This is a genomic window from Alloyangia pacifica (assembly GCF_900116195.1).
In the GTDB taxonomy this organism is placed as follows: domain Bacteria; phylum Pseudomonadota; class Alphaproteobacteria; order Rhodobacterales; family Rhodobacteraceae; genus Salipiger; species Salipiger pacificus.
Genome location: NZ_FOZW01000006.1, coordinates 191644 through 218545, shown reverse-complemented (window position 1 = coordinate 218545; position 26902 = coordinate 191644). Strand labels below are relative to the sequence as shown.

The window sequence follows — 26902 nt, the reverse complement described above, 5'->3', positions numbered from 1 at the left end:
TTTAGGCGAAAATCGGCCTTTTTTACCCGATCCTCTCTTTTAGCGCGAGTTGCGCAGCGGCAAGTCGCGCAACCGGAACGCGGAACGGAGAGCAGCTCACGTAGTCGATTCCGGCCTCTCGGCAGAATGCAATCGAATCAGGGTCGCCGCCATGCTCGCCGCAAATCGAGAGCATGATTCCTCCGTTACCGTGTCTCCCGCGCTCCACCCCGATCTTGATCAGCTCGCCGACCCCGTCTGGATCGAGCCGGTGGAACGGGTCTTCGGCAAAGACACCCTGCTGCACGTAGTGCGACATGAAGCGCCCGGCATCATCGCGCGACAGGCCGTAGGTCATCTGCGTGAGGTCGTTGGTGCCGAAGGACATGAAGTCGGCGTGCTGCGCGATCTCATCGGCGCGCAGGCAGGCGCGCGGGGTCTCGACCATGACGCCGAGCGAATAGTCGAAGTCGCGACCCCGTTCGTTGCGCACCGCCGCGGCAACGGCGTCGATGCGGGTTTTCACCAGCTCGACTTCCTTCATCGCCGAGACCAGCGGCAGCATGATCTCGGGCTCGACCGGCGCGCCATCCTTCGAGGCGTCGATCGTCGCCTCGAAAATGGCACGGGCCTGCATGTCGTAGATCTCGGGGACCGCAATGCCGAGCCGCACGCCGCGCATGCCAAGCATCGGATTGTATTCCCCCATCGCCTCGACGCGGCGGGTCACGTCGCTGACCGGCAGGTCCAGCGCCTCGGCCAGATCACGCAGCCCGGCGCGATCGGTCGGCAGGAACTCGTGCAGGGGCGGGTCGAACAGGCGGATGCAGACGGGCATCCCCTCCATGATGCGGAAGAGTTCAGTGAAATCCGCGCGTTGCATGGGCATGAGCCGGGCCAAGGCGGCCTTTCGGTCATCGGGGCTGTCAGCGAAGATCATTTCGCGCATGGGCGTGATGCGTTCCGCCTCGAAGAACATGTGCTCGGTCCGGCACAGGCCGATGCCCTGCGCCGCGAAATTGCGCGCGGTGGCGGCATCGGCGGGCGTGTCTGCATTGGCGCGGATGCCGATGTCGCGGGCGTCGTCGGCCCAGGACATGAAGGTTCGGAAGGCATCGTCGAGCGCCGCCTCGACCATTGCCGGAGCGCCGGCGAGGATCTGTCCCGAGGTGCCGTCGACGGTGATCGTGTCACCTTCGCGGAAGCGGCGGCCATCCTGCGAAATCAACAGCTTGTCGTTCAGTCGAAAGCCCATGTTGGCAGCGCCGACGACCGACGGCAGGCCAAGCCCGCGGCCGATCACCGCGGCATGGCTGGTCATGCCACCGCGCTCGGTCAGAACCGCCGCAGCCACATGCATGCCGCGCACGTCCTCGGGCGAGGTTTCACGCCGGACAAGGATGCAAGGCTCTCCGCGTGCGGCGGACGCCTGCGCCTCGGCGGCGTTGAAGACGATCTTGCCCGTGGCGGCGCCGGGCGAGGCGGCCACGCCGCGGCCGATCACGTCGCGCTCTGCCTCGGGCGAGACCTGCCGGTGCAGCAGTTCCGAAAGCCCGCGCGGCTCGACGCGCATCAGCGCCTCCTCGCGGCTGATGATGCCGTCCTCGGCAAGCCGCACGGCGATGCGCAGCGCGCCGCGGGGCGAGCGCTTCACGCGCACCCCGTCAAGGATATGGACCCTGCCATTCTCGATGGTGAATTCGATCTGCATCTCGGCGCGCAAGCGCTGGCGCATCAACCGCGCGTGCGCTTTGAGCTGCTCGAAGGCCTCCGGCGCCAGTTCTTCGAGCGATGGCCCACGCGGATCGCGCTCGAGAAACAGCGCCTTGCTCTCGTTCCGAAGCGCTTCGCGGCCCTGGCTCTGGTGCATGTAGCGACCGGTGATCTGCGGCAGGCCGGTGTCGGAGTTCACCAATTGCAGCACGCCGGAGCCGCATTCGCCGGTTCCGAGCCCCAGCGCCATCTCCTGCACGATCAGCCCGAGCCCGGCATCAACCGGCGCGCCCTTGGCCTGGCGCAGCAGCCGGGCGGTGGTGCCCTCCCAGGCACGGGCCATGGTACGCAGTACGGCAGTCAGCTGAACCGCGGGGTCCTGCGGGAAGGGTTCCTCGGCCTCTTCCTCGTAGGCGCGCAGCGCATCAGACAGGCCCTGCTGGCCGGTGGTGTCGATCTCTTCGAAGACGTCCGGGTCGAGCCGCGCCACATGGATTGCGTAGCCCGTGACGAAGCGCATGTAGAGCGCCGAGGCGGCCTCGGCCCCGATGCGGTCGGAATATTCGACGAAGGTGGCATCATTCATGCCGATGTTGAGCACCGAGCCCGGACCGCCCCAGTCGGGGTCCTCCGAAGACGGGCGCACGCAGAGCAGCGTGCCGGGCGCGAATTGGCCGAGGATCAGCGCGGGCGGGGGCACCTCTCCCTGGGCAATGCGGTGCACCGTGTCGAAGCTGAGCGCAACGGTGCGCGGCACCGGCAGTTCGAGCCGCACCAGCCGCTGCAAGCATTTCGCACGACCGCCGTGGCTCGGCGTCGCGATCGGCGCCGAGGGGGTGATGAGCGTGACATGCGGATCATCGGCCTGCATGTCTTTCCGGTAGGTGTCGGGCATGACGGGGCCCCTGTTTCTCCGCAATGCAGCATATCCCGAAAAGGGTGTACCGCACTAATACCTTTTGAAAGGCCCGGTGCCATGACGGGGCGTAACGAGGGGCACCGGTACCGGAATGATCGCCCCGGCCCGCGGGCCGGGGCGGAAATGGTCAGCCCTCGACGCGGGTGAGGTCGGCCACCTGCAGGCAGATCTGGCGGATCCGCGACAGCAGGTTCAGGCGGTTGCGGCGCACCACCTGGTTGTCCGAGTTCACCTGCACCGCTTCGAAGAAGGCGTCGATCGGTCCGCGCAGCGCGGCCATGGCGGCCATCGCCGCGGCGAAGTCCTCGCTCTCCATTGCGGGCTTGATTTCGGCCTCGGCCTTGTCCAACGCGGCGAAGAGCGCCTTTTCCTCGTCGCTCTCGGCGAACTTGGGATCGGCGCCGAAGCTGTATTCAACGCCGTCCTTCTCCTCGGCCTGCGTGAGGATGTTGTTGGCGCGCTTGAAGCCCTGCACGAGGTTGCCGCCATCCTCGGTCGCCAGCGTCTCGCTCAGCGCCGTGGCGCGGGTCACCAGAAGCGCGAGGTCGTCGCGGTTCGGCATGGCAAGGCAGGCGTCGATCACGTCGTGGCGGATGCCCTCGTCGCGCAGGTGCACCTTCAGGCGGTCATGGATGAAGGCCAGCAGGTCGTCGCTAAGGTCGCCCGAGTGGTTCTCGACCTCTTGGATCCACTCCGGGGAGTCGCCCTCGATCTGGTCGATCACCGCGCGCACGGCCGAACCGAACACGCCGTGATGGGCGATCTCTTTCAGCACCGCGTCGCGCAGCGCCTCCTCGTGCTTGCCCTCGGGGTTGATCTTGTGGCGCAGCAGTTGCGCGTCGATCAGCCGGTCGAGGTGCAGGCGCAGGCCGTTGTTCAGCACCAGCCGGATCACGCCGAGCGCGGCGCGGCGGAGGGCGAAGGGGTCCTTGGAGCCGGTCGGCTTCTCGTCGATCGCCCAGAAGCCGGTCAGCGTGTCGAGCTTGTCGGCCAGCGCCACGGCCACGGAAACCGGCGCGGTCGGCACGTCGTCGGACGGGCCGAGCGGCGAGTAATGCTGCTGGCAGGCGGCGGCCACCTCGGTCGGCAGGCCGGCGGCCTCGGCGTAGTAGCGGCCCATCAGGCCCTGCAGCTCGGGGAATTCGTACACCATTTCGGACGACAGGTCCGCCTTGGCCACCAGCGCGGCCTGCTCGGCCAGCGCGGCATCGGCCCCGACCATGGGCGCGATCTCGCGCGCCAACGCGGCGATGCGCTCGATGCGGGCCTTCTGGCTGCCCATCTTGTTGTGGAAGGTGACGTTGCCGAGGCGCTCGGTCCAGGCGGTGAGCCCGGCGGACTTGGCGACGCGCAGGTCGTTCTCCCAGAAGAACTTGGCGTCCGACAGGCGGGCCGAGAGCACCTTCTGGTTGCCGGCGAGGATGGTCGCGCCGTCGTCGGCGGTCTCGATGTTCGCCACGGTGACGAAGCGCTCGATCTGCCCGGACGCAGCATTCTTCACCGAGAAGAACTTCTGGTGTTCCTTCATCGAGGTCTGCAGCACCTCGGGCGGCAGCTGCAGGAAGTCCTCGCCGATTTCGCCCATCAGCACGACCGGCCATTCGACCAGCCCGGCCACTTCGGCCAGCAACCCGCGGTCGTCCACCACCTCGAGACCTGCGGCAAAGGCGCGGTTGGTGGCGTCATGCCAGATGGTGTCGGCGCGCTCGGCGGGGTTCAGTACCACCTTGGCGCGCTTCAGCTTGGCTTCGTAGTCGTCGAAAGAGCTGACCTCGAAGGCCTCGCCGCCCATGAAGCGGTGGCCGCGCGTGCTCTTGCCCGCTTTGATGCCATCGATTTCCAGGGGCACGACCTCGGCGCCCTGCTCGTCGGTGAGCAGGCAGATGATCGAATGCAATGGACGCACCCAGCGCAGGCTGCCCGCGCCCCAGCGCATGGACTTCGGCCAGGGGAAGTTGCGGACGGTCTTTTCCAGCACCTCGGCGACGATTTCGGTGGCCGGTCGGCCCGGCTTTTCGATGATCGCGAAGAGCACCTTGCCCTTCTTGTCTTCGCGTTCCTCGCATTGCGCGCGGGTCACCCCGGCACCGCGCAGGAAGCCCTCGATTGCCTTCTCGGGCGCGTCGACCTTGGGGCCGCGGCGCTCTTCGCGGGTGGCGCGCGAAGCAGCCAACAGGCCCTGCACGGTCAGCGTCAGCCGGCGCGGCGTCGAGAAGGCGGCGGCACCCGCGTAGGTCAGGCCGGCCTCGACCAGACCGTCGGTGACGAGCTTCTTCAGGTCCTCGGCGGCGCGGGTCTGCATCCGGGCGGGGATTTCTTCGGAAAAGAGTTCGATCAGCAGGTCGGGCATGGTCTCACCAAAGCAAAGTTCGGATGCGGGGATAGACCCGTAAGGCGCTGGCGTCCAGCCGTTTGCGGGAAGGAAAGGCAGATGCCGGCGCGGGCCGGGCCGAGATCAGCTGCGCGGCATCTTCAGTACGACGTTGCGGCCGGATTTCACGTAGCGCAGCTCGTCCTCGTCGATGGCCGCGATGCGCCCGCCGTCGATACGGTCGCCGACCTGCACCTTCTGGTACTTGCCCGAGGGCAGGCGGACCAGCGCGCGGCGGCTCGAGTCCTTGCCGTAGACGCCGATCAGGCTGATCTCGCGCAGGTCGATCTGGTTGGTGAGCGTCGCGCTCCTTGCCACGTTGGCGTTCTGCGGGATGCTCGGCCCGGGGGCGATGGGAGCGGGCGCGTTCGACGCCTGCTTCACCGCTTCCTGCACGATCGCCTCCATGCTGCGCGGGCGCGGCAGCGGGGTCAGCGAGGCGCCGATGGCCTGATCGGTCACCGGCAGGTCGAGCGCCAGCGCCTCTTCCTGCGCGGTGAGCGGGCGCATCTGCGGGCGCATCCGCTCGAGCTCGGCCAGCGACACGCCGCCCAGCACCGCGCGCTCGGTCTGCTCGATCAGGTCGCCCGGGCGGCCGCGCGGGCGGAAGCCCGAGAGCGCGGGGTCGGCGGCGGGGTCGAGCGTCGGGACTTCGTCGGAGGCCGCGCCCGTGTCGGAGGCTGCGGCACCTTCCTCGGCGCTTGCGTTGCCGTCCTCGGGCGTGCCGGGCTGAGCCTCGGGTGCGGGATCGCGCAGCGGCGGGGTCTGCGGCGGCAACCCGGTGAAGATGCGCACCCCGTCGGGCGAGACCGTGCCCTCGGGCGTGGCCTTCACCAGTCCCCGGTCGTCGAGATCGAAGCGCACACCCGGACCGGGTGGCAGGCGCACCGGCTCGAGGCTCAGGTCGTCGCGGGGGCCGGCGTCGAGGTCGGGCAGGGCGACGGCGTCGAACTGCTGAACCTCGGGGTCGATGGAGGCGACGTAGACATCCTCGGCATTGGTCTGTGGCGGCCTGTCCGGGGCGCTCGGCGCGCGCTGCCAGATGCCGGTGACCGCGTAGCTGGCGGCGGCCTCCTCGTTGCTCATGCGGCTGCGCCCGGTAGGCTGCGGTGCCGGCACGTCCTCGAAGCCGTCGCTGGCCGCGGGTGGCAGCTCGAGCGCGGCCAGAATGCTGTCGGCCTCTTCCTCGGTGGAGTCTTCGGGCGCGGCGGTGTCGGCGGCCTCGGAGGGGGCCGCCTCGTCGATGGTCTCGGGTGCGGCAAGCGCGATCTCATCGGCGGGATCTGATGCGAAGAAGCGCGAGATCTCGTCACCGAGGAAAGCCGACGAAAAAGCCGCGACCGCCGCGAGGAACAGCAGCAGAAGCACGGTAAGGATGAGCCCGAGGAAACGCGGCTTGCCGCCCACCTTCTGGCCGTCGCGGGCTCCGAAGACGGTCAGCCGCTCGCGTTCTTCCTCCGGGGTCAGCGAGGCTCCGCGCCGGCTGCGGACCTTGGCATCGCCTTTTTCGGCCTCTTGCCTCAGCGCGGCCACTCGGGCTTGCCCCGACACCGGTGCGCTGCCCGAGGGGGCGATGGGCTGCGAGACCGGTGGGCGCGGCGTGACTTGCTTGATGCCCTGGGTGGTGCCCGATCCGGTTTCCGGTTCGGGCGGGGTCCGCACGGGCGTGCGCGCAGGGGGACGCCCAGAGGTTGTCACTGGGGGCGGCACTGGGACGGCGGTTGCCGCGCCGGGGGTGGTCTGGCCGTCGCGCCGCTTGCCGAAGCCGAAGGGCTTGCGCTTCGCAGGTTTGGTTCCCGCTACGGGGGCGGCCTCGGCCGGGCCGCGCAGGTCCGGGGTTTCCGGGGGACGGGTCTCGGGCGCGGGCACCGGGGCGGCGCGCGCCGTGCCGGGAGTCTCGCGCCCCATGGAGAGGCGTGGCGCCGAGGCGGGGGCCGCCGGCGCAGGCGCCCGGCTGGCGCGGACGCTGCTGAAGCTCGGGCTGGCCGGGAGCTCGGTCGGGGCGCTGACCGCCGGGGCCGGGGGGGCGGGGAAGGGCGCAGGCTCGGGCCGAGCAGCTGGGGGCGCGACGTCCGGCGCCGGCGGCGTGGCATCTGGGACCGGTGCATCGGCCGCGGGCGCTTCGGGGGCAAGATCGGCAGGAGCCCGCGCGCTTTCGGGCGCAATGGAGGACTCGGGGGCGTCGGGAGTCTCGACAGGCTCGTCGGTTGTGCCCGCGGCGCTCGACGTTTCGGCGGCGGTCGCCTCGTCTTGCGCAGACGCGGCATCGGCAGCTACGCCTTGTTCTGTAAGCTCGGACGCGGGCTCTGACGAAGCGCCGTCTGCAAGGGTTTCCGCAACCCCCGCCTCGTGGCCCTCTTCAGCAGCTTCGGGCGGCAGCAGCACGACCTTACCCGGGCGTTCGGGCGCCGTGCCGGACCAGCCCGCTGCGGGGCCGAAGAAGGCCGTGCCCCGGAAGGTGCCCGAGGGCGGGATGGCGGCGAAGAGCACCGGGTCGAATCCGTGGTCGCGCAGGAAGGCTTCGGCCTCCTCCAGCGACTCGCGGGCCACGGCGGCGCCGAGCAGCGTGGTGCCGGAGATCGACCAGTCGAGCACCAGCGCGTCCACCGGATAGGGCGTCGTCCCGTCGAGCGCGGCCTCGAGGGCGGCGCGGCGGGCGGACTCGGTGCCGGGATCGGGCACTTCCAGGTAGCGCACCTGGTCGTTGGGCAGGAACAGCGCGACTTGCGCGCCCGCGGGATCCTCGGAGAGCGCGCGGTCGCGGGTCGTGTCGAAGGCCTCCGCCGACAGGTCTGTCTCGGCCAGCGCGAGCCAGCCGCCGGCCTTGCGGCGCAGCAGGGTAAGCCCGTCGGATGAAAGCGAAAGCGCGAAATCTGGTGTCATGCGCGGTCTCTAGCACTGCTCTTGGAGCCATGGGAGTCTCGGGCTCCCTGAGCGCAGCCTACAGCAGGAGTTTGCTCAGCGGAAGAACCGGGGCTCGCTGCCCTTGTCGTTGCGCTGCTCCCTACCGACATTGTGACAGGAATTCCAAGCCAAAGGATGTGCTCATGACCAGTATTCCCCGCCGCGCGACGCTGATGGCCGCGACCTGCCTCGCGATGATCGGTCCGATCGTCGCCCCGCTGGCGGCCTCGGCGCAGGAGGCACCGCTGCCGCGCATCACCGTCACCGGCGAAGGCGAGGTGGCCACGGTGCCCGACATGGCGACCATCTCGCTGGGCATCACAGCCGAGAATGCCGAGGCCGGTGCCGCCATGGACGAGGCGTCGCGGGTGGCCGAGGCGCTGCTGGCGCGGCTCGACGAGATGGGGATCGCCGCGCGCGACCGGCAGAGCTCGGATATTTCGCTGCGGCCGGTGTGGTCGGGGGGCAACGACGGCGTTGAGCGCGGCATCACCGGTTTCGAGGCCGGCAACCGGCTGACCGTGCGGGTACGCGATCTTGACCGTCTCGGCGAGGTGCTTGGGGCGGTGCTCGACGATGGCGCGAACCAGCTTTCCGGCCTGACCTTCGGCCTGCAAGAACCTAAGCCGGTGATGCAGGACGCGCGCCGCGCCGCCGTGGCGGACGCGATGGACAAGGCCAAGGTGCTTGCAGAGGCGGCGGGTGTCGCGCTCGGCCCGGTGATCTCGATTGCCGAGGCGGGCGGCGGCTACGCCCCGGCGCCGATGATGGAAATGGCCCGCGCCTCGGCGGTGCCGGTTGCCGCCGGCGAGACGGTGATCAGCACGCAGGTGACCATGGTGTTCGAACTGGGTGATGCGGCGGAGTAGGGGTCGTACTCCCGGGCTGCGGACAGGTTCGCGGCCCGGGAGGCACTTGCGTGGCGCTCTTCTGACATCTGGTCTCCGTGACAGAGCACGGGTCGCAGCGGAAACATCCGTGCCATCCCAGCAAGACGCGGCACCGCCGCCTGAAGCAGATGCGGCTTTGCGCGGCGAATCTCACCGTGCAGCGTCCTTGAGGTGGACCCGACCTCGAAGCTGCGCTCCGGTCAGCTTCGAGGCATGACCTCGACACAGAGCACCGTGGGCAGGTGCCGCGCCAGCTCGGACCAGCTGTCGCCCTCGTCGAAGGAGCCGAAGACCGATCCCGAGTTCGTGCCGAAGAACACCCCGGCGGGCTCGGCGGCATCCACCGCCATGGCCTGCCGCAGCACCGTGAAGAAGCAGCCCTTTTGCGGCAGCCCCTCGCGACAGGCCTGCCAGGTCTCGCCGCCATTGCGCGAGCGCCAGACGGCGGCCTGCGCGTCCGGGGGATAGCGGCCGTCCATGTCGCTGTTGAGTGGCAGGGTCCAGATGGTATCGGGATCGCTGGGGTGCAGGCCGATGGGAAAGCCGAAGGTCGAGGGCAGCCCCTCGGTGATCTCGTCCCAGCTGCGGCCGCCATCCCGGGAGCGGTACACGCCGTGGTGGTTCTGCTGGTAGAGCAGGTCGCCGTCCCCGGCGGCGCGGCCCATGTTGTGCACGCAGTGACCGGTCTCGTGGCCATCTCCCGCTGCGGGGTGACTGCTGGGATGCGCGGGGGCGTTGGAGCGGCGGTTGCGGCGCTCCCAGGTCTCGCCGCCATCCTCGGTGGCAAAGACACCGGCGGCAGAGATCGCCAGCCACAGGCGTTTCGGATCGGCCGGGTCGGCGACGATGGTGTGCAGGGTCAGCCCCGCAGCGCCGGGGGTCCAGTCGTCGGACGAGGGGTGTTTGCGCAGGCTCTCGATCTCCTCCCAGGTCTCGCCGCCGTCGCTGCTTGAATAGAGCGCGGCAGGCTTGCCGCCGGCATAGAGCCGGCCCGGTGTCGCCTTCAGCGACCAGAGCGCCTGCAGTTGTCCGGTGAAGGGCGCGGGGCCGACGGGCGTGACACCGAGCTTCGCGGCAAGCTCCGGGTCTGCGGCCATCCATTCGTCCATCTGTCCGCCGGCGAGTCGCGACAACTCCCAGCCCTTGCCATTGCGGCGCCAAACGCCGGCACCGAACCATTCGTTGCCACCGGCGGCCCAGACGGTGCCGCTCGCCGCATCGCCAGCCATGTGGTTGATCGGCCAGCCGTTGCAGAAAGGTCCTTCGGCGGTCCAGCCGTCATCGCCTTCGCTGAGCACGAAGGCCCCCTTGGTGGTGCCGACGAGAAGCGTGGGTGCGGTGCTCATTGGGTCTCCTCCTCAGATGAGTTGATATCAACGTACCACGAGTCGTGGCGATCCCGGACCGGCTTTTGCGGGGCGCGCGAAAAATCGCGGAAGAGCGATGCAGCGCCGCTTGGGCTTTCAGTGGCGCGCGATGCCGAGAGCGTCTGAGGGTCAGCGCATCCAGAGCCCGGCGCGCTTGATTGGGTTGCGGATGCCCTGTTCGCGCCGGGGCAGGTCGTCCCGGTCGAACATGGCGCGCACCTTTTCGCCGCGCCCTTGATAGATATAGCGCAGGAAGGGCTCGTGCTCCTTCAGCAGCTTCTTCACCCGGTTGGGCGCGGCGATGGCTTCGAGGAATGCCACCAGCTCGTCGCTCTCGCGGGCGTAGAGCAGTGGCATGGCGCGGTAATGGCAGCTGTGGCTGCCGTCGAGCATGCCGTCGGGCACCGTGTCGCGCCCGCCGCCGAGCCCGTGGATGACCAGCGGCAGTGCCACCTGGTCAAGCCAGGGATCGAGGCTCTGGCATTCCAGTGCCTTCGGGGGGTCGTCGCGGATGCCGAGCGCGATTTCGAGGAAGCGCCGGCCAAAGCGGTGGGGGCATTCGTAGAAGAAGAAGCCCGCGTTGAAGTAGAGGTAGTGCTGCCAGTATTCCTCGGGCCAGCTGGGATCGAGCGAGCTCGCGAAGTCGAGGCCGAAGCGGTCGTAGAGCGATTTCCAGATTTGTGTGTAGCCGGGGCCGTAGAGCTCGATCTTCGGCCACGTGCCTTCGCGGTTCATCGAGGCCGTGGGGCGGGAAAAGTCGAAGGGCACCTCGGACAGATCGCCGGTGATCAGCGTATCGGTGTCGAAGAAGACGAAGGGCTCGCCCGGCGGCAGCGCAAAGAGCGCCTCGATCTTGTTGCCATAGGGATAGGCGTGCCCGAAGTGGCGGCTGGTGAAAGGAAGGATCTCAGCGCCGAGGTCGCGCAGGATGTCGCAGGCCTCGGACGACATGCGCGGGTCGTTGGGCCAAAGCGGACCGGGCTTCGGTTCGGCCACGAAGAGCCGGGTGCGGCCCTCGGGCGTGGCGGCATCCAGCGAGAGCGCGAAGAGCACGGCCTCGTACTGCAGCCGCCCGGACTGCCCGACGATGAGGATGTTGAGCGGGGAGGTGCGCTCGGTGGTGCCTGCCATGCTGCCCGGCCTTTGCCTGCCGTTGTCCTGTGTTGGCTGGACTATAGGCGGGAAGGCGCGCGCCCGGAAGCGGGCTGCACTGCGGGTGGGCAAAGCTGTGTTATCGGGAGCAGAGCGCTACCCGCCCGGCTCCCGTTGCGCGGCTCAGAGGGTGATCGCCAACATCACCTCGGGCTCGATCACCTGCACGCCCGGCAGACCCTCGGCGAGCTTGGCGGCCGATTGCTCCAGCGCCGGGAAGGTGCGGTAGTGGCCGGGGATCACCGTGTCGAAATCGAAATAGGTCTTCGACGCCCAGGCCGCCTGTTCCATGTCCATGGTGTAGTAGCCGCCGCAGCTCAGGATGCCGATGTCGGGTTTGTAGTATTGCCCGATCCAGGCCATGTCCGCCATGATCGCGGTGTCGCCCGAGAAATAGATGGTCTTGCCTTCACCCTTGATGATGAAGCCCGTCTCCATGCCGGCATACTTGGGACCCTCGTCGGTGGGCAGCGAGGAGCTGTGCGAGGCGGGCACCATGCTGACGGTGACTGCGCCGAAGCTGATCGTACCGCCCTTGTTGAAGGCATGGCCCTCGACCGCGCCCTTGCCGTGCAGCTGGCCGGCAAGCTCGACCATGCCGGAGACCGGCGCCTTGGTACGCTGCGAGACCTCGACGGCGTTGTCGGTGTGGTCGAAATGGCCGTGGGTGATGAGGATCTGCGTCACGCCTTCGAGTGCGTCTCCGGCGCGATCCTCGGGAAAGACCGGATTGCCGAAGACCCAGGGGTCGATCAGCAGGACCTGGTCCTCGATCTCGATGCGGAAAGAGCCGTGGCCGAGCCAGATGATGTTCATGGGAGTGCCTCCTGAGCCGTGTCAGTCTTGAGTTGGGGCGGAGGGTAGCACGCAAAAAATGACGGGCAAGCGAAGGCTTGGCGCAAAGGGTGCCGGAGGGCGCAGGCCCTGAAAGGGAACTGCCGGCCAGGCGGGAGGGCCTGGCCGGCAGACCCCGGGCGGCGCGCGCGGGGTGGGATACGCAGGTGCGCCGCCCGGAATACCGGGAGATCAGAGAGCGCTGATCAGAAGAAACCCAGCTTGTTGGGGTTGTAGCTGACCAGCATGTTCTTGGTCTGCTGGTAGTGGTCGAGCATCATCTTGTGGGTTTCGCGCCCGATGCCCGACTGCTTGTAGCCGCCGAAGGCCGCATGCGCGGGGTAGGCGTGGTAGTTGTTCACCCAGACCCGGCCCGCCTCGATGTTGCGGCCGAAGCGGTAGGCGCGGGTGCCGTCGCGGGTCCAGACGCCGGCGCCGAGCCCGTACATCGTGTCATTGGCGATGGCGAGCGCCTCGGCCTCGTCCTTGAAGGTGGTGACCGAGACCACCGGGCCGAAGATTTCCTCCTGGAAGACCCGCATCTTGTTGTGGCCCTTGAGGATCGTCGGCTCGATGTAGAAGCCGTTTTCCAGCCCGTCGATCTGCGCCGCCTTGCCGCCGGTGAGCACCTCTGCCCCTTCCTCGACGCCGATGGTCAGGTAGGAGAGGATCTTGTCCTGCTGCTCCTGGCTGGCCTGCGCACCCACCATCGTCGCCATGTCGCGCGGATCGCCGCGCTTGATCGCCTCGACCCGGGCGATGGCGCGCTTGATGAATTCCTCGTAGATGTCTTCCTGGATGAGCGCGCGGCTCGGGCAGGTGCAGACCTCGCCCTGGTTGAAGGCAAAGAGCACGAAGCCCTCGACCGCCTTGTCGAGATAGGCGTCATCCTCGGCCATCACGTCCGAGAAGAAGATGTTCGGGGACTTGCCGCCCAGCTCCAGCGTTACCGGGATCAGGTTCTCGGTCGCCGCCTGCATGATCTTGCGGCCGGTCTCGGTGGAGCCGGTGAAGGCGATCTTGGCGATGCGCGGGCTGCGGGCCAGCGGTGCGCCGACCTCGGCGCCCATACCGTTGACGATGTTGAGCACGCCGTCTGGCAGCAGATCGGCGATGCATTCCATCAGCACCATGATCGCCGCAGGCGTCTGCTCGGCCGGTTTCAGCACGATGCAATTGCCGGCGGCGAGGGCCGGGGCGAGCTTCCAGGCAGCCATCAGAACCGAGAAGTTCCACGGGATGATCTGCCCGACCACGCCGAGCGGCTCGTGGAAGTGATAGGCCACGGTGTCATGGTCGATCTCGGACATGTTGCCTTCCTGCGCCCGCAGCACGCCGGCAAAGTAGCGGAAGTGGTCAACCGCGAGCGGGATGTCGGCGGCCATGGTCTCACGGATCGGCTTGCCGTTGTCCCAGGTCTCGGCGGTGGCGATGACCTCGAGGTTCTCCTCGATGCGGTCGGCAATCTTCAGCAGGATGTTCGATCGCTCGGCGGCGGCGGTCTTGCCCCAGGCCTCGCGGGCGGCATGGGCCGCATCGAGCGCCAACTCGATGTCCTCGGCGGTGGAGCGGGCCACCTCGCAGACCTTGGCGCCGGTGATCGGGGTGATGTTGTCGAAATACTGGCCCTTCACCGGGGCGGTGAACTTGCCGCCGATGAAGTTGTCGTAGCGGGTGCGGAACGGCGATTGGTACTCGGCCGCGACCTGGGTCATTTCGTTCATGCTTGTCCTCCTCTGGTCCCGGTCCTCCACCGGGTATGAGAGGAGTGTGGCGGCGGGCGGATGCCGCGTCAGCCGGGGGGAAGACGCCGGGTGTGCGGAACTGTCTCAGGGGTGAGACAGGTGTGCGGGGCGGTTGCGATGTCGGCGCAGGGGTGCGGTGCCGTTTCGACGCGAAGCCGACGGGAGAGCGCCCTCGCGCCGACCGTGGTCGCGCCGGGCAGAAAGCTACATGGCTTGGACCCGCGACGCAGGCTCGCGATTTGTTTCTTGTTGCGGCGGAGTGCGCGCGGGCAAAGGTGATCGCCATTCAGCGAAGCGCCGAGGCGCCTGCCCGCGATCGGGTGCTCGCCCGGCTTCCATGGCGGACAGCAAGCGTTCACCGCGCAGTGGCGGCTTTCTACGACAGCCCCAGCTTCTTCATCCGCCGGTAGAAGGTCGCCCGCCCGACGCCGAGTGTGCGCGCAGCTTCCGAGACGTTGCCCTTGGCGCGCGCCAGCGCCCGCACCATGGCGGCGCGTTCGGCGCGTTCGAACCCGGACGGGCCGTCCTCGCGACCGAAGAGGTCGCTGGCCGGGCGCGCGATCAGCGGCCCGCTGCTTTCCAATCCGAAGGATCGCCGTGCGGCGCGGGTGGCCCCCTGCACCAGGTCGTCGCGGTCTACCGCCAGCAGCACCGAGGCCTCACTGTCCTCGGCCTCGGCGGTGATGATGCGTGCCTCGGGAAAGGCGGCGCGGAAGGCGTCTGCCTCGATCTGTCGCGCGGTCTGGGCGACCATGGCGGCGATCAGCCGATTGAAGGCTTCGGTCTGGTCGGCGCGGGCAGAGGAAACGTCGAGTGCGCCGATGAGTTCTCCCTCGGGGCCGAAGATCGGCGCATCCATGCAGCTCATGGCGATGTTGCGGGCGTGGAAATGCTCGTCGCGGTGAATCACCACCCGCCGCGTCTCGGCGATGCAGGTGCCGATGCCGTTGGTGCCTTCCGAGGCCTCGGACCAGTCGGCACCCGGGCAGAGGCCCCACGCCCGGAAAACGCCAAGATCGCCCGAGCCGGCACGCAGGTCGAGCACCACCCCCTCGGCATCGGTGAGCAGCACGCCGCAGCCCGAGCTGCCGACCATCTGGTAGAGCGCGTCGAGTTTCGGGATGGCGATATGCAGGAGTTGTGCCGCGCGTTCGCGGCGCTGGGCGAGAGCCGTCTCGGTGATCCTGTGCACCCCGTCCTGCCGCGCCGGATCGAGCCCGTAGTGCGACAGCGAGCGGCGCCAGGAGGCGGCCAGTCGCGAGCGCGCCGCGGCGGCGGGGTCGGTCGCCGTCTCGACGACGCGGGCGGCGTGGCGATCGGCAGAAGGACGGGATCGGGTCATGCGGGTCTCCTCCGGAGGGTGACGTTACAGCAAACACCGCGCGCGCCAAATCCTTCGTTCGTGACAGCCACGCGAAATGCCGGAGGTGCGGGGCGCCGCCCTTGCGGGGCACACATACCCGAGGTCGGCGGGATCGGGGGCTCTGCCCCCGCCGCGTTGCGGCTCCCCCGGGATATTTGGACCATGTGGAAGCCGGGGCAGGGAGGCAGCTGTCGTCGGGGTCTGCGGCAGCTTCTTCTCTTTGAAAATACGCATGGCGCGACAGGCAAGCTTGGCGCTTTCGGCGGAGGCGGCGCCTGCAATACGGTGTTCGCGCTTGATCTGCAGGGCCCTGGGGGCTATATCGCGCGCGTCAAGCAAGGCAATCAACGCCGCGGACATAGAGACGGGCAGGGTCGGTCAACCGGCCCTCTTTGTCATATGCGGAGCGCCCGAAAGACCAATCCGAAGACCGGTGGAGACAACCACCCGGCCAGCAAAACCGATGTAAAGGACATATACGCCACATGGCAAACGCAACCATGGAGGAGTTCGAAGCCCTCCTTTCCGAAAGCTTCGAAATGGACACCCCCGAAGAGGGGTCCGTTGTTAAAGGCAAGGTCATCGCGATCGAAGCGGGCCAGGCCATCATCGATGTCGGCTACAAGATGGAAGGCCGCGTCGAGCTGAAAGAATTCGCAAACCCCGGCGAAGCCCCCGAGATCTCGGTCGGCGACGAAGTCGAGGTTTACCTGCGCGCAGCAGAAAACGCCCGCGGCGAAGCCGTGATCAGCCGTGAGATGGCCCGCCGCGAAGAGGCATGGGACCGTCTCGAGAAGGCCTATGCCGACGACGCCCGCGTCGAAGGTGCGATCTTCGGCCGCGTCAAGGGTGGCTTCACCGTCGACCTCGGCGGCGCCGTTGCCTTCCTGCCCGGCTCGCAGGTTGACGTCCGCCCCGTGCGTGACGCCGGCCCGCTCATGGGTCTCAAGCAGCCGTTCCAGATCCTCAAGATGGACCGTCGCCGTGGCAACATCGTTGTCTCGCGTCGTGCAATCCTCGAGGAATCGCGCGCCGAGCAGCGTGCGGAAGTCATCGCCAACCTCACCGAAGGCCAGACGGTCGACGGCGTGGTCAAGAACATCACCGAATACGGTGCGTTCGTTGACCTGGGCGGCGTCGACGGCCTGCTGCACGTCACCGACATGGCATGGCGCCGTGTCAACCACCCGTCCGAGATCCTGTCGATCGGCGAGACCGTGAAGGTCCAGGTCATCAAGATCAACAAGGACACCCACCGTATCAGCCTCGGCATGAAGCAGCTGCAGGAAGATCCGTGGGATCTGGTGGCCGTGAAGTACCCGCTGAGCACGGTGCACACCGGCCGCGTGACCAACATCACCGACTACGGCGCCTTCGTGGAGCTGGAGCCGGGCGTCGAAGGTCTGGTTCACGTGTCGGAAATGTCCTGGACCAAGAAGAACGTCCACCCGGGCAAGATCGTGTCGACCTCGCAGGAAGTCGAAGTCATGGTTCTCGAGATCGATCCCGCGAAGCGTCGCGTGTCGCTCGGCCTCAAGCAGACCATGCGCAACCCGTGGGAAGTGTTCTCCGAGACTCACCCGGAAGGGACCGAGGTCGAGGGCGAGGTCAAGAACATCACCGAGTTCGGTCTGTTCATCGGCCTGCCCGGCGAGATCGACGGCATGGTTCACCTGTCGGACCTGTCGTGGGATCAGCGCGGCGAGGAAGCCATCCAGGAGTACCGCAAGGGCGACGTGGTCAAGGCCGTTGTCACCGAAGTGGACACCGACAAGGAGCGCATCTCGCTTTCGATCAAGGCACTCGGCGGCGACAAGTTCGCTGACGCGGTTGGCGGCGTGAAGCGCGGCTCGATCGTGACCGTCGAAGTGACCGCGATCGAAGATGGCGGCATCGAGGTGGAATACGAAGGCATGAAGTCCTTCATCCGCCGCTCCGACCTGTCGCGTGACCGCGCAGAGCAGCGCCCCGAGCGTTTCTCGGTCGGCGACAAGCTCGACGTCCGCGTCACCAACATCGACAGCAAGACCCGTCGTCTGGGCCTGTCGATCAAGGCACGCGAGATCGCCGAAGAGAAGGAAGCCGTGGAACAGTACGGTTCTTCCGCTTCCGGCGCATCGCTGGGCGACATCCTCGGCGCAGCTCTGAAGCGCGACGAGTAAGCCCTGCGCTTGCACGAATGAGGAAGGCCCCGGGAAACCGGGGCCTTTTTCTTTGGCGCAGCGTGTCACGCCTGTGCGCGGCTGCCCGCTCTTCAAGCAGCCGCGCACAGGGGGCTGTGCAGGACGTCCCCGTGCCTTGAACCTCCCCTCCGGCCGTGACGATATTGCGCCCATGAATACCGATCTGCATCTCACCGAAGACCATGTGAACCGCGTCTTCCGCGACATTCCGGAGGGCGACGATGCCGAGCACTGGGGCTGGACCCGGCTCGACGACGACGCGATCGACGCCAAGGCACGAGAAATCCTCGCGCAGCGCCCCGAGGGACCGTTGCATGTTTTTGCCTATGGCTCGCTGCTGTGGAAGCCCGAGTTCCGCCCTGTTGCCTCGCGGTCGGGTCGCGCGCTCGGCTGGCACCGGTCGTTCTGCATCGAGCTGACCTCCTGGCGCGGGACACCCGAGGCGCCTGGCCTGATGATGGCACTGCTGCCGGGTGGCGAGTGCACCGCATTGCTGCAGGAAGTCGCCGAGACCGAGGTGGCGGAGGCGGTGGCGGCGCTCGTGCGCCGCGAGATGCCCTACGAGGAGCAGGCCACCTCCTATGCCTGGGTCGATGTCGAGGCGGGTGCCGGACATGTCCGGGCGCTGACCTTCTATGCGCCGCCGGAAGGTGAGTTGCTGCGGACCGATCTTACGCTGGAGCAAACCGCGGCACTGATCGCGCGGGCCTGCGGCCATGCCGGGTCGAACACCGAATACCTGCATCGGACGGTCACGGCGCTTGCGGCGCAGGGAATTCACGATCCCAGCCTGTGGCGGTTGCAACAGCTGGTCGCCGCAGAGATCGACGCGCTGGATTGAGCGTCGCAGATTGCCGCCTGGCAGAGCCTGATCGCCCCATTCCGGGCCATTTTCCGAAGCGAATCGCGCCCATCGGCGCGGCTTAGCCGCATTGCAGCAATGGCTCTCCGCATGGGCCTGATCGGCCTCAGACCGGCATGAAGCCGCGCAATATGCTGCTTTTCATGGATTTTTCTCTGATTCGTGCGCTTTCCGTTTGGCGAGATGCCGGCAAAAGTCGTACAACGGGGGAAGGCGCTGAAAACGCGATAAATAGGGATGGGCGAGGATGATCAGATCGGAATTGATCCAGAAGATCGCGGAGGAGAACCCGCATCTCTACCAACGTGACGTCGAGAGGATCGTGAATACGATCTTCGAGGAGATCACATCGGCAATGGCCCATGGCAACCGCGTCGAACTGCGCGGTTTCGGGGCCTTCTCCGTCAAGCAGCGGGATGCTAGGCAGGGGCGGAACCCCCGCACCGGCGAAGCCGTTGACGTCGAGGAGAAATGCGTGCCGTTCTTCAAGACCGGCAAGCTCCTGCGGGATCGACTGAACGGGAAGTGACCTCGATGAAATACATTCGCTACGCCTTCTGGGCCGTGCTGGCCGTGGTGCTGATTTGCGTGTCTCTGGCCAACCGCGGCCCGGTGACGCTTAACCTGCTGCCGGCCGATCTGGCCGAGCTGCTGAACTTCCAGTACTCGGCAACCGTTCCGGTCTTCATCGTCATTCTTGGCGGGATCATCGCGGGCCTGCTTATCGGCTTCGTCTGGGAGTGGCTGCGCGAGCACAAGCACCGTGCCGCCGCCGCGCAGCGCAAGACCGAGGTGAAGCGTCTGGAGCGCCAGCTGAAGAAGACCCAGAACGAGCGCGACAAGGATAAGGACGAGGTGCTGGCGATTCTCGACCAGAGCGCCTGAGCGGCCCGTCAGGGTGCATCACCGGATGAAAGCGAAGGGGGGCATGGCCCCCCTTTTGCTTGCGATTCGCGGCGCAGGGCGTATCACGGCCGCACCTTCTGAACGAACCAGAGGATCGGAATGGACATCCAGGTGAAGATTTGCGGGCTGCGCACGCCCGAAGACGTGGCGGTCGTGGCCGAGGCCGGGGCCCGCTACGCCGGCTTCGTCTTCTTTCCCAAGAGCCCGCGAGCGGTCACCGTCACGCAGGCGCGGGCGCTGGCGCTTTCGGCTCCGGTGGGGCTCGCCAAGGTGGCATTAGTGGTGAACGCGGACGACGCGCTCCTGGACGAGATCTGCGCCGAGGTGCCGGTCGACATGCTGCAGCTCCATGGCACCGAGAGCGTCGAGCGTGTGGCTCAGATTCGGGCCCGCTACGGGCTGCCGGTGATGAAGGCGGTAGGGGTGGCCTCGGAAGGAGATCTGCCGGCCCTGGAGGCCTACGGCAAGGTCGCAGACCAGCTTCTGGTCGATGCCAAGGCACCGAAGGATTCGGTGCTCCCGGGCGGGAACGGGTTGGCCTTCGACTGGCGACTTGTCGCCGGTCGCCGCTGGCCAGTGCCCTGGATGTTGGCAGGCGGCCTGACGCCCGAGAATGTCGCCGAGGCCGTGCGGCGCACCGGGGCGCGTCAGTTGGATGTTTCCTCGGGTGTGGAGTCCGGACCCGGCGAAAAATCGCCGGAGCTGATTCGGGCCTTCGTTCGCGCGGCGCATTCAGCGGGGGCTGAACCTGCGGTGCCCCGGCTCTGAGTTTCGGCACTAACGTGCCTCGGAAGATGGAAAAGCCCCGCGCATTGCGCGGGGCTTTCTCATGTGTTCCTGCCGGGACGAATGGGGCCCGCTGCGGCGCGGCCCAAGAAAGCAAAAAGGCCACCCAAGCGGGCGGCCCTCAGCCGGATCAAGTCCTGCGCTTCGTTTAGCCCTGACGGGCCTTGAAACGGCGCTGGGTCTTGTTGATCACATAGACGCGGCCCTTACGACGCACGACGCGGCAGTCGCGATGGCGCTGTTTGAGCGAGCGGAGCGAGTTTGCGACTTTCATATCAAGTCTCTCCTCTTTCGCGGCGCGCGAGCGCCTGGCGTTGCGTTGTGCCCCGGGACGTATCCCGAAGCGGTGAATAATGGTGGGCGGTACTGGGATCGAACCAGTGGCCACTACGATGTCAACGTAGTGCTCTACCGCTGAGCTAACCGCCCGTATGGCCTGCGCTTTTCTTTGCTTTCGCTCCGTTTCCCTCTGGCGAGGTCCGCGGTGAGCAGCGCCGGTGGAGGGCTCTATAAAAGGAGTCGGAGGGGGGATCAAGGGCTTTTGGCAGAAATAGGATTCAGGCTATCTTGTTTTCGCAAGGAGCCCCGATGCCCAAAGTCGCTTATCACCTCGATCTGCCTGAAACGCCCAGTTCGGCGGTGGTTTTCGCCTCTCCGCACTCGGGACGCGATTACCCGTGGAGCTTTCTGCGCGGCACCATTCTCGACGAGACCTTGATTCGATCTTCCGAGGACGCTTTCGTGGATCGGCTCGTTGATTGTGCACCGCAATTCGGCGCGCCGCTGCTGCGCGCCGGGGCACCGCGCGCCTTCGTCGACCTCAACCGGGCTTCGGACGAGCTGGATCCTGCGTTGATCGACGGGGTGCGCCGCACCGGCCACAATCCGCGCGTGGCCAGCGGCCTCGGGGTTGTGCCGAGGGTCGTGGCCAACGGGCGCGCAATCTATTGCGGTAAGCTGCCTCTGGCCGAAGCCGAGCGCCGCATCGGGCTCTACTGGAAGCCCTACCACACGCGCCTGCAGGCGCTGCTCGACAGCGCCAAGGCGCAATTCGGCGAATCGATCCTGATTGACTGCCACTCGATGCCGCACGAAGCGGTGGAGAGTGTCCTGCGCAAGGGCAGCGCGCGACCGCAGATCGTTCTGGGAGACCGCTTCGGTGCCTCTGCGGCGCCGGAGATCGTCGAGTTGGTGGAGCAGGCATTCACGCGCGCCGGCCTCGTGGTGGCGCGCAATGCACCCTTTGCAGGCGCCTTCACCACGATGCATTACGGCCGCCCCTCGCGGCGCCAGCACGCGATCCAGATCGAAATCGACAGGTCGCTCTACATGGATGAGGCCGCGATCAAGCCGAGCGGCGATTTCCACGCATTCCGGCGGCTGTTGCGCGGGGTGATCGCAGAGATTGCCGCCATCGGCCATCGCGAGCAGCGCGTGGCGGCGGAGTGAGCTCGTTCCCGCCGGGACGCCCGCAGGTCGGGGCCCATCCGGCCGAATCAGCGAACGCTCAGAACGGGGCAGGGGCGCGGAACGTGTGACCCATGCCGCCGTCCGGATGGCGCAGGCGCAGTTCTTCGGCGTGCAGCATCATACGCGGATAGTTGGCCGCGGTTTCGGGCGCGTAGAAGGGATCGCCGAGAATCGGGTGCCCCTGCGCCAGCATGTGCACGCGCAGCTGGTGGCTGCGGCCGGTGAGCGGCAGCAGGTGCACCCGGGTTTCCTCGTCGCTGGCCTTGATCACCCGCCAGTCGGTCTGCGCTGGCTTGCCGGTCTCGTGGCAGACCATCTGCTTGGGCCGGTTTGGCCAATCGACGATCAGCGGCAGGTCGATGTGGCCGGTCTTCGGCGCGAGTCGCCCGGCGACGCGGGCAAGGTAGGTCTTTTTCGTTCGCCGGTGTTCGAACTGCTGGCCGATGTGGCGCTGCGCGTGCGGCGTCAGGGCAAAGACCATGACGCCCGATGTGTCGCGGTCGAGCCGGTGCACCAGCAGCACCTGCGGAAAGGCCTGCTTGAGGCGTTCGATCAGGCAGTCCGCCAGCTCCGGCCCCTTGCCGGGGACCGAGAGCAGCCCGGCGGGCTTATCGACCACGAGGATCTCGTGGTCGGCGTGAAGGATCGGGATCTCGCCCTGCGGGGGATTGTAATCGGAGCTCATGGGCGGTGCTCATGGCAAAGGACGCGCGGGGCCGCAAGGCCCCCTGCCGCCGCAGGGCGCACCGTCAGAGCCGCTCGATGGCGATCGCCGTGCCCTCTCCGCCGCCGATGCAGATCGCAGCCACGCCGCGCTTCAGCCCGCGGGCTTCCAGGGCGTTCAGCAGGGTGACCATGATGCGCGCACCCGAGGCACCGATCGGATGGCCGAGCGCGCAGGCGCCGCCGTTGACGTTCACCACGTCACGCGGCAGGCCCATCTCCTTCATGAAGGCCATCGGCACCACAGCGAAGGCCTCGTTGACCTCCCACAGATCGACGTCCGACAGCCGCCAGCCGATCCGCTCGAGCAGTTTCCGCGTGGCGGGAATCGGCGCGGTGGGGAAAAGCCCGGGAGCCTGGGCGTGGCTGGCATGGCCGAGGATGCGGGCGCGGGGCAGGGCTCCGGAGGCCTCCGCTGCGCCGAGCGTCGTCAATACCAGCGCCGCGGCACCGTCGGAGATCGAGCTGGAGTTGGCGGCGGTGACCGTGCCCCCAGGGCGGAAGGCGGGTTTCAAGTGCGGGATCTTCTCGGGCCGGGCGCGGGCGGGTTGTTCGTCGCGGGTGATCACCTCCTCGCCGGTGCGGGCGTGAATGGTGACCGGCGCGATCTCGTTCTCAAAGGCGCCGCTGCGCTCGGCGTCGAGGGCATTGGACAAGGACGCCAGCGCGTATTGGTCCTGTGCCTCTCGGGTGAACTGGAACGCCTCGGCGCAGTCTTCGGCAAAGGTGCCCATGAGCCGGCCCCCGCCATTGTCGCCCCTGTCATAGGCGTCCTCCAGCCCGTCGAGAAACATGTGATCGACCACTTCGCCGTGGCCGAGCCGCGCGCCACCGCGCATCTTGGGCAGCAGGTAGGGGGCATTGGTCATGCTTTCCATTCCCCCCGCGACCATGACCCCGGCCTGGCCGAGCGCAATGCGGTCCCAGGCCATCATCGCCGCCTTCATGCCCGAGCCGCACATCTTGTTGAGCGTGGTGGCGGGAACCTCCTCGCCGAGTCCGGCCCGGAAGCCCGCCTGCCGCGCCGGGGCTTGCCCCTGGCCGGCGGGCAGGACGCAACCCATCAGCAGTTCGTCCACCGCGGGACGCCCCGCCTCGGAGAGCGCCGCGCGGATCGCCGCGCCGCCCAGGTCAGAGGCCGAAAGCCCTGACAGCATCCCCTGGAACCCACCCATCGCGGTGCGCGCTGCACCGGTGATCACGACATCCTGCATGCTCTCTCCTCCCTCGGCTGCGGCTCCTGAATACCGAATGGTAAGGATTGCCGTCTACCGTCCCGAGAATATGGGCACTTGGCGGCGTGCAGACAATGTTCCTGGGGGACACGGCCCGTGTCCGGTCGCCGGCCATGACGGGCGGGCGGACGGGCGGAGCGATGGGACGTCGCGACCTAGCAAGGGGCGAGTCACGACCGGACATGACCCTGCTTGTTGGGTTTTCGGCGAGCGCACCCCCGTGGCGGCCTGTTGTGGCGGGCCTGTACACGGCGGGTCGCCGGTAGCGGACCGGGTCGCGCGCATCCGGATGGCCTGTGACAGGACGGTTCGCTTCCGGCGCGCCGGCCTGCAGTCGGCCCGTGGCTGGTCCGTGGACGGGATGTGCTTCGCGGTCGGCGACCGGACGCAACGCGGTTCGGAAGTGTGGTTTCGGAAGAGTGGTCGGGCGGTCGCCGCTCGCGGCGGGCCTTCAATCTCCGGAGCAGGGTGGCGCGATGTGTGTGGCTGGGGCGAGCTGGCCGAGCGGTGCGGAAAGGAACTGCGCATGAAGTTCACAACCCGGGGGACCGAGCCGCAGGTGATCGGCGTCCGCGAGACGCGCATCGATTCGGCGGTTGCGATCCAGTTCAAGGATACGATGCGCGAAACCCTGTCGCCCGCGGCGAGGCGGGTGATTCTCGATCTGTCGGAGGTGGAGTTCATCGATTCCAGCGGGCTCGGGGCGATCGTCGCCGCCAAGAAATCCATGGCGCCGGGCCAGCAACTTGATCTCGCCGGCCTGATGCCAATGGTCGACAAGGTGTTTCGCCTGACCCGGATGGACACGATCTTTGCGCTCTACCCAACGCTGGCCGAGGCCGAGGCCGACGCGCCGCCGCGTCTGGCCGGTGGGACCGAAGGTTGAAAGGGAATGGGGACCATGGCGTTTCGTTCCGGGACGGATGCCAGGGCGCCAGACGCCGCGTGCGAGGCGCTTTCGCTGGACATCGTGGCCACACCCCAAGGGGTGCGCGCGGCACTCGCTCGCGCCGCCGGGATGCTGAGCCGCGCCGACCTTTGCCCAACCGTACAGGGCTGTATCGAACTGGTTCTGGCCGAGGCGCTGAACAACGTCGTCGAACATGCCTACTCTACCTCCGAGGGCGGGCGCATCGCGGTGCGTCTCGACCCGCGCGGGGAAACCATGCTGCTTGAGCTGCGCGACAACGGCAGACCGATGCCTGATCTCACCCTGCCAGAAGGACAGCTGAGGCCGCTCGTCGGCAGCGGTGACCTGCCGGAAGGGGGATTCGGTTGGTACCTGATCCGCCGACTCGCCGTCCGGGTGACCTACCGGCGCGAAGCCGGCACGAACGTGCTGCAGATCGAGATGCCTCTCGGTCGACAGTCGAAGGGGATATAGTCGGCCCGACCTGTAAGGGCGGGTTCTTCTCGGCTCGGACGGCAGGCAGAAGACGCGCTGTCTGCCTGACATACGAACCGATTGGTGTGTCGGTTCCCGATCCTGCAAGGGTCCCGGCACCCGACATCCGGGTAACGCGGCTCTCGCGGCGCCACGAGATCGACAATGTGCTCCCCAAATATCGCCTTATTCTTCACGCATCCTGTGAGTGTAGCTGCATAAAGCTTCCCTCGGCGCCGCGCCGTTCAGCCCCCACCCAGTGCGCGGTGCCGAGGTTCCCTCTCTCTGAAGATTCCCCAAAGATCACGACCTTCTGCGAGCGTCCGCAGCGGGCTGGGCGCTTTTTTGCCGTTGCGGCAGTATGGGAGGCGAGGTTTCGCCGGTCCTGCGAAAACGGCAATTTTTGCTGCACGAAGGCCTCAGGCCCACCATAGTCTCGCCCGATTTCGGGGGGATACCCGATCTTGTAGCTGCATATGGCTTCCCTCGGCGCCGCGCCGTTTCAGCCCCCACCCAGTGCGTGGCGTCGAGGAATTACCTGCTCCGTGGAGCGCGCTTTTCGCCTTTCTCGGCTTCCCCTCTTCTCATGATCGGATCGACGCGACACAGCGCCGGAATTCCGCGCGTCTCTGCGGCTGCGTACAAGTTTCCGCAATGGGCAAGTGAAAACCGCCCGGTCGAGGGGCCGGGCGGGTCCAGGTCTGGGCGCGGGGTGCCGTGCGTCAGTAGCTGTAGGCGCTGTAGATCTTCGACAGGTCGCCGCCCCAGTCGCCTTCGTATTGGGCCAGCATCTCGTCGGCCTGCACCGTGCCGCTCTCGACGCTTTCCTTCAGCGCGTTGAGGAAATGCGTCTCGTCCGGCAGCAGGCCGCCCGCACCGGGCTTGGCGCGCGATTTGAGGCCCGCCTCGGCGATCTCCAGCACCTGCGCCGCAAGATCGTGCATGCGGATGCCGTTCACCTCGGCCTGCAGCGCCTGCTCCGAGGCGGCGACACGCAGCCCCTGACGGGTTTCCGCATCCCAACCCTTCACCAGGTCCCAGGCGGCGTCCAGCGCACCCTGGTCGTAGGTCAGGCCCACCCAGAAAGCGGGCAAGGCGCAGAGCCGCCGCCACGGACCGCCATCGGCGCCGCGCATCTCGATGAATTTCTTCATCCGCGCCTCGGGGAAAAGCGTGGTCAGGTGGTCGGCCCAGTCAGAGAGCGTCGGCTTCTCGCCGGGCAGGGCAGGCAGGCGGCCCGCCATGAAGTCGCGGAAGGACTGGCCGAGCGCGTCGATGTACTTGCCGTCGCGGTAGACGAAGTACATCGGCACATCGAGCGCATATTCAACGTAGCTCTCGAAGCCGAAGCCCTCATCGAAGACGAAGGGCAGCATGCCGGTGCGCGCGTCGTCGAGGTTGCGCCAGACATAGGAGCGATAGCTCTTCATGCCATTGGGCTTGCCCTCGAGGAAGGGCGAGTTGGCAAAGAGCGCGGTGGCGACGGGCTGCAGCGCCAGCGCCACGCGCATCTTCTTGATCATGTCGAGCTCGGAGCCGAAGTCGAGGTTCACCTGCACCGTGCAGGTGCGCCGCATCATCGTGGTGCCGGTGGTGCCGACCTTGCCCATGTAGGCATCCATCAGCTTGTAGCGGCCCTTGGGCATGAGGGGCATTTCCTCGTGCTTCCACTCGGGCGCGGCGCCGAGGCCGATGAAGCCCACGCCGATCTCGTCGGCAATGCCCTTCACCTCGCGCAGGTGCTCGTTCACCTCGTCGCAGGTCTGGTGGATGGTCTCGAGCGGGGCGCCCGAGAGCTCCAGCGCGCCGCCGGGTTCGAGCGAGACGTTCGCCCCGTCCTTGGTCAGCCCGATGAGGTTGCCACCCTCGTTGACCTCGGCCCAGCCGTGGCGGTCGCGCAATCCTTCGAGCACGGCCTTGATCGACCGCTCGCCGTCATAGGGCAGCGGCGCATGGGTGTCGGTCAGGTAGCCGAACTTCTCGTGCTCGGTGCCGATGCGCCAGTCGTCCTTGGGCTTGATGCCCTCTTCGAGGTATTCGCCAAGCTGCGCGTGATGTTCGATCGGCCCGCCGCCGGATTGAGGAATGGACATAGCTGGGTTCCGATCTTGCTCGC

The 26902-nt window shown here is 67.3% G+C and carries 21 protein-coding genes and 1 tRNA gene; 9 read left to right on the top strand and 13 right to left on the bottom strand.

From position 1 onward, the window contains the following. Positions 1–22: 22 nt before the first annotated feature. The 3 genes from BM397_RS14270 to BM397_RS14260 form a co-directional block, all read right to left on the bottom strand. Complete coding sequence (locus BM397_RS14270; RefSeq protein WP_092425055.1) at positions 23–2587, bottom strand: putative PEP-binding protein; 2565 nt, start codon at positions 2585–2587, stop codon at positions 23–25. 151 nt (positions 2588–2738) lie between these two features. Next, positions 2739–4961 (bottom strand): glycine--tRNA ligase subunit beta, encoded by a 2223-nt coding sequence (gene glyS / locus BM397_RS14265; protein ID WP_092425057.1) that lies wholly within the window; start codon positions 4959–4961, stop codon positions 2739–2741. Positions 4962–5066: 105 nt separating this feature from the next. Continuing rightward, positions 5067–7865 carry a hypothetical protein gene (locus BM397_RS14260; RefSeq protein WP_092425059.1) on the bottom strand — a complete coding sequence of 933 codons (2799 nt, stop codon included), beginning with the start codon at positions 7863–7865 and terminating at the stop codon, positions 5067–5069. Between the two features lie 164 nt (positions 7866–8029). On the opposite strand from BM397_RS14260, the gene BM397_RS14255 reads away from it, so the two are divergent. Continuing rightward, complete coding sequence (locus tag BM397_RS14255) at positions 8030–8755, top strand: SIMPL domain-containing protein (RefSeq protein ID WP_245696076.1); 726 nt, start codon at positions 8030–8032, stop codon at positions 8753–8755. Between the two features lie 221 nt (positions 8756–8976). On the opposite strand, the gene BM397_RS14250 is transcribed toward BM397_RS14255, so the two are convergent. The 5 genes from BM397_RS14250 to BM397_RS14230 all read right to left on the bottom strand — a co-directional run bounded on the left by BM397_RS14250 (position 8977) and on the right by BM397_RS14230 (position 15216). After that, positions 8977–10122: a glycoside hydrolase gene (locus BM397_RS14250; RefSeq protein ID WP_092425060.1), complete on the bottom strand. Its 1146-nt coding sequence runs from the start codon at positions 10120–10122 to the stop codon at positions 8977–8979. Between the two features lie 150 nt (positions 10123–10272). Next, a complete protein-coding gene (locus BM397_RS14245; protein WP_092425062.1) occupies positions 10273–11274 on the bottom strand; it encodes a GT-B fold glycosyltransferase domain-containing protein in 1002 nt (333 codons plus the stop codon). 144 nt (positions 11275–11418) lie between these two features. Continuing rightward, on the bottom strand, positions 11419–12111 hold the full coding sequence (locus BM397_RS14240) for a metal-dependent hydrolase (protein WP_092425064.1): 693 nt from the start codon (positions 12109–12111) through the stop codon (positions 11419–11421). A gap of 224 nt (positions 12112–12335) precedes the next feature. Next, positions 12336–13853, bottom strand: coding sequence for an aldehyde dehydrogenase (gene adh / locus BM397_RS14235; RefSeq protein WP_092425066.1), 1518 nt, complete (start codon positions 13851–13853; stop codon positions 12336–12338). A gap of 397 nt (positions 13854–14250) precedes the next feature. Then, positions 14251–15216, bottom strand: coding sequence for a GAF domain-containing protein (locus BM397_RS14230; protein ID WP_092425068.1), 966 nt, complete (start codon positions 15214–15216; stop codon positions 14251–14253). 506 nt (positions 15217–15722) lie between these two features. On the opposite strand from BM397_RS14230, the gene rpsA reads away from it, so the two are divergent. The 5 genes from rpsA (at position 15723) to BM397_RS14205 (ending at position 19956) form a co-directional block, all read left to right on the top strand. Beyond that, the gene (gene rpsA, locus BM397_RS14225; RefSeq protein WP_092425070.1) at positions 15723–17399 is read left to right on the top strand and encodes a 30S ribosomal protein S1; all 1677 of its coding nucleotides are present in this window, start codon (positions 15723–15725) and stop codon (positions 17397–17399) included. 172 nt (positions 17400–17571) lie between these two features. Beyond that, positions 17572–18261, top strand: coding sequence for a gamma-glutamylcyclotransferase (locus tag BM397_RS14220; protein WP_092425072.1), 690 nt, complete (start codon positions 17572–17574; stop codon positions 18259–18261). Positions 18262–18529: 268 nt separating this feature from the next. Further along, positions 18530–18811 (top strand): integration host factor subunit beta, encoded by a 282-nt coding sequence (ihfB, locus tag BM397_RS14215; protein ID WP_092425075.1) that lies wholly within the window; start codon positions 18530–18532, stop codon positions 18809–18811. 5 nt (positions 18812–18816) lie between these two features. Next, on the top strand, positions 18817–19167 hold the full coding sequence (locus BM397_RS14210; protein WP_092425077.1) for a LapA family protein: 351 nt from the start codon (positions 18817–18819) through the stop codon (positions 19165–19167). Positions 19168–19287: 120 nt separating this feature from the next. Next, a complete protein-coding gene (locus BM397_RS14205; protein WP_092425079.1) occupies positions 19288–19956 on the top strand; it encodes a phosphoribosylanthranilate isomerase in 669 nt (222 codons plus the stop codon). Positions 19957–20122: 166 nt separating this feature from the next. On the opposite strand, the gene ykgO is transcribed toward BM397_RS14205, so the two are convergent. Next, complete coding sequence (gene ykgO, locus BM397_RS14200) at positions 20123–20248, bottom strand: type B 50S ribosomal protein L36 (protein ID WP_008884645.1); 126 nt, start codon at positions 20246–20248, stop codon at positions 20123–20125. Positions 20249–20328: 80 nt separating this feature from the next. Next, a tRNA-Val gene (locus BM397_RS14195) sits at positions 20329–20403 on the bottom strand. A 159-nt stretch (positions 20404–20562) separates the two neighbouring features. On the opposite strand from BM397_RS14195, the gene BM397_RS14190 reads away from it, so the two are divergent. Further along, positions 20563–21423 carry an N-formylglutamate amidohydrolase gene (locus tag BM397_RS14190; RefSeq protein WP_092425081.1) on the top strand — a complete coding sequence of 287 codons (861 nt, stop codon included), beginning with the start codon at positions 20563–20565 and terminating at the stop codon, positions 21421–21423. A 58-nt stretch (positions 21424–21481) separates the two neighbouring features. On the opposite strand, the gene BM397_RS14185 is transcribed toward BM397_RS14190, so the two are convergent. Together BM397_RS14185 and BM397_RS14180 are read right to left on the bottom strand one after the other, a co-directional pair. Continuing rightward, a complete protein-coding gene (locus tag BM397_RS14185; protein WP_092425083.1) occupies positions 21482–22129 on the bottom strand; it encodes an RluA family pseudouridine synthase in 648 nt (215 codons plus the stop codon). Positions 22130–22193: 64 nt separating this feature from the next. Further along, positions 22194–23381, bottom strand: coding sequence for a thiolase family protein (locus BM397_RS14180; protein ID WP_092425085.1), 1188 nt, complete (start codon positions 23379–23381; stop codon positions 22194–22196). 547 nt (positions 23382–23928) lie between these two features. Here BM397_RS14180 and BM397_RS14175 point away from each other — a divergent pair. Together BM397_RS14175 and BM397_RS14170 are read left to right on the top strand one after the other, a co-directional pair. Continuing rightward, positions 23929–24288, top strand: a complete 360-nt coding sequence (locus BM397_RS14175) for an STAS domain-containing protein (protein WP_092425087.1) — start codon at positions 23929–23931, stop codon at positions 24286–24288. Between the two features lie 15 nt (positions 24289–24303). After that, positions 24304–24786, top strand: coding sequence for an ATP-binding protein (locus BM397_RS14170; RefSeq protein WP_092425514.1), 483 nt, complete (start codon positions 24304–24306; stop codon positions 24784–24786). A 722-nt stretch (positions 24787–25508) separates the two neighbouring features. Here BM397_RS14170 and BM397_RS14165 read toward each other — a convergent pair. Beyond that, positions 25509–26879: a glutamate--cysteine ligase gene (locus BM397_RS14165; RefSeq protein ID WP_092425089.1), complete on the bottom strand. Its 1371-nt coding sequence runs from the start codon at positions 26877–26879 to the stop codon at positions 25509–25511. Positions 26880–26902 lie beyond the last annotated feature (23 nt).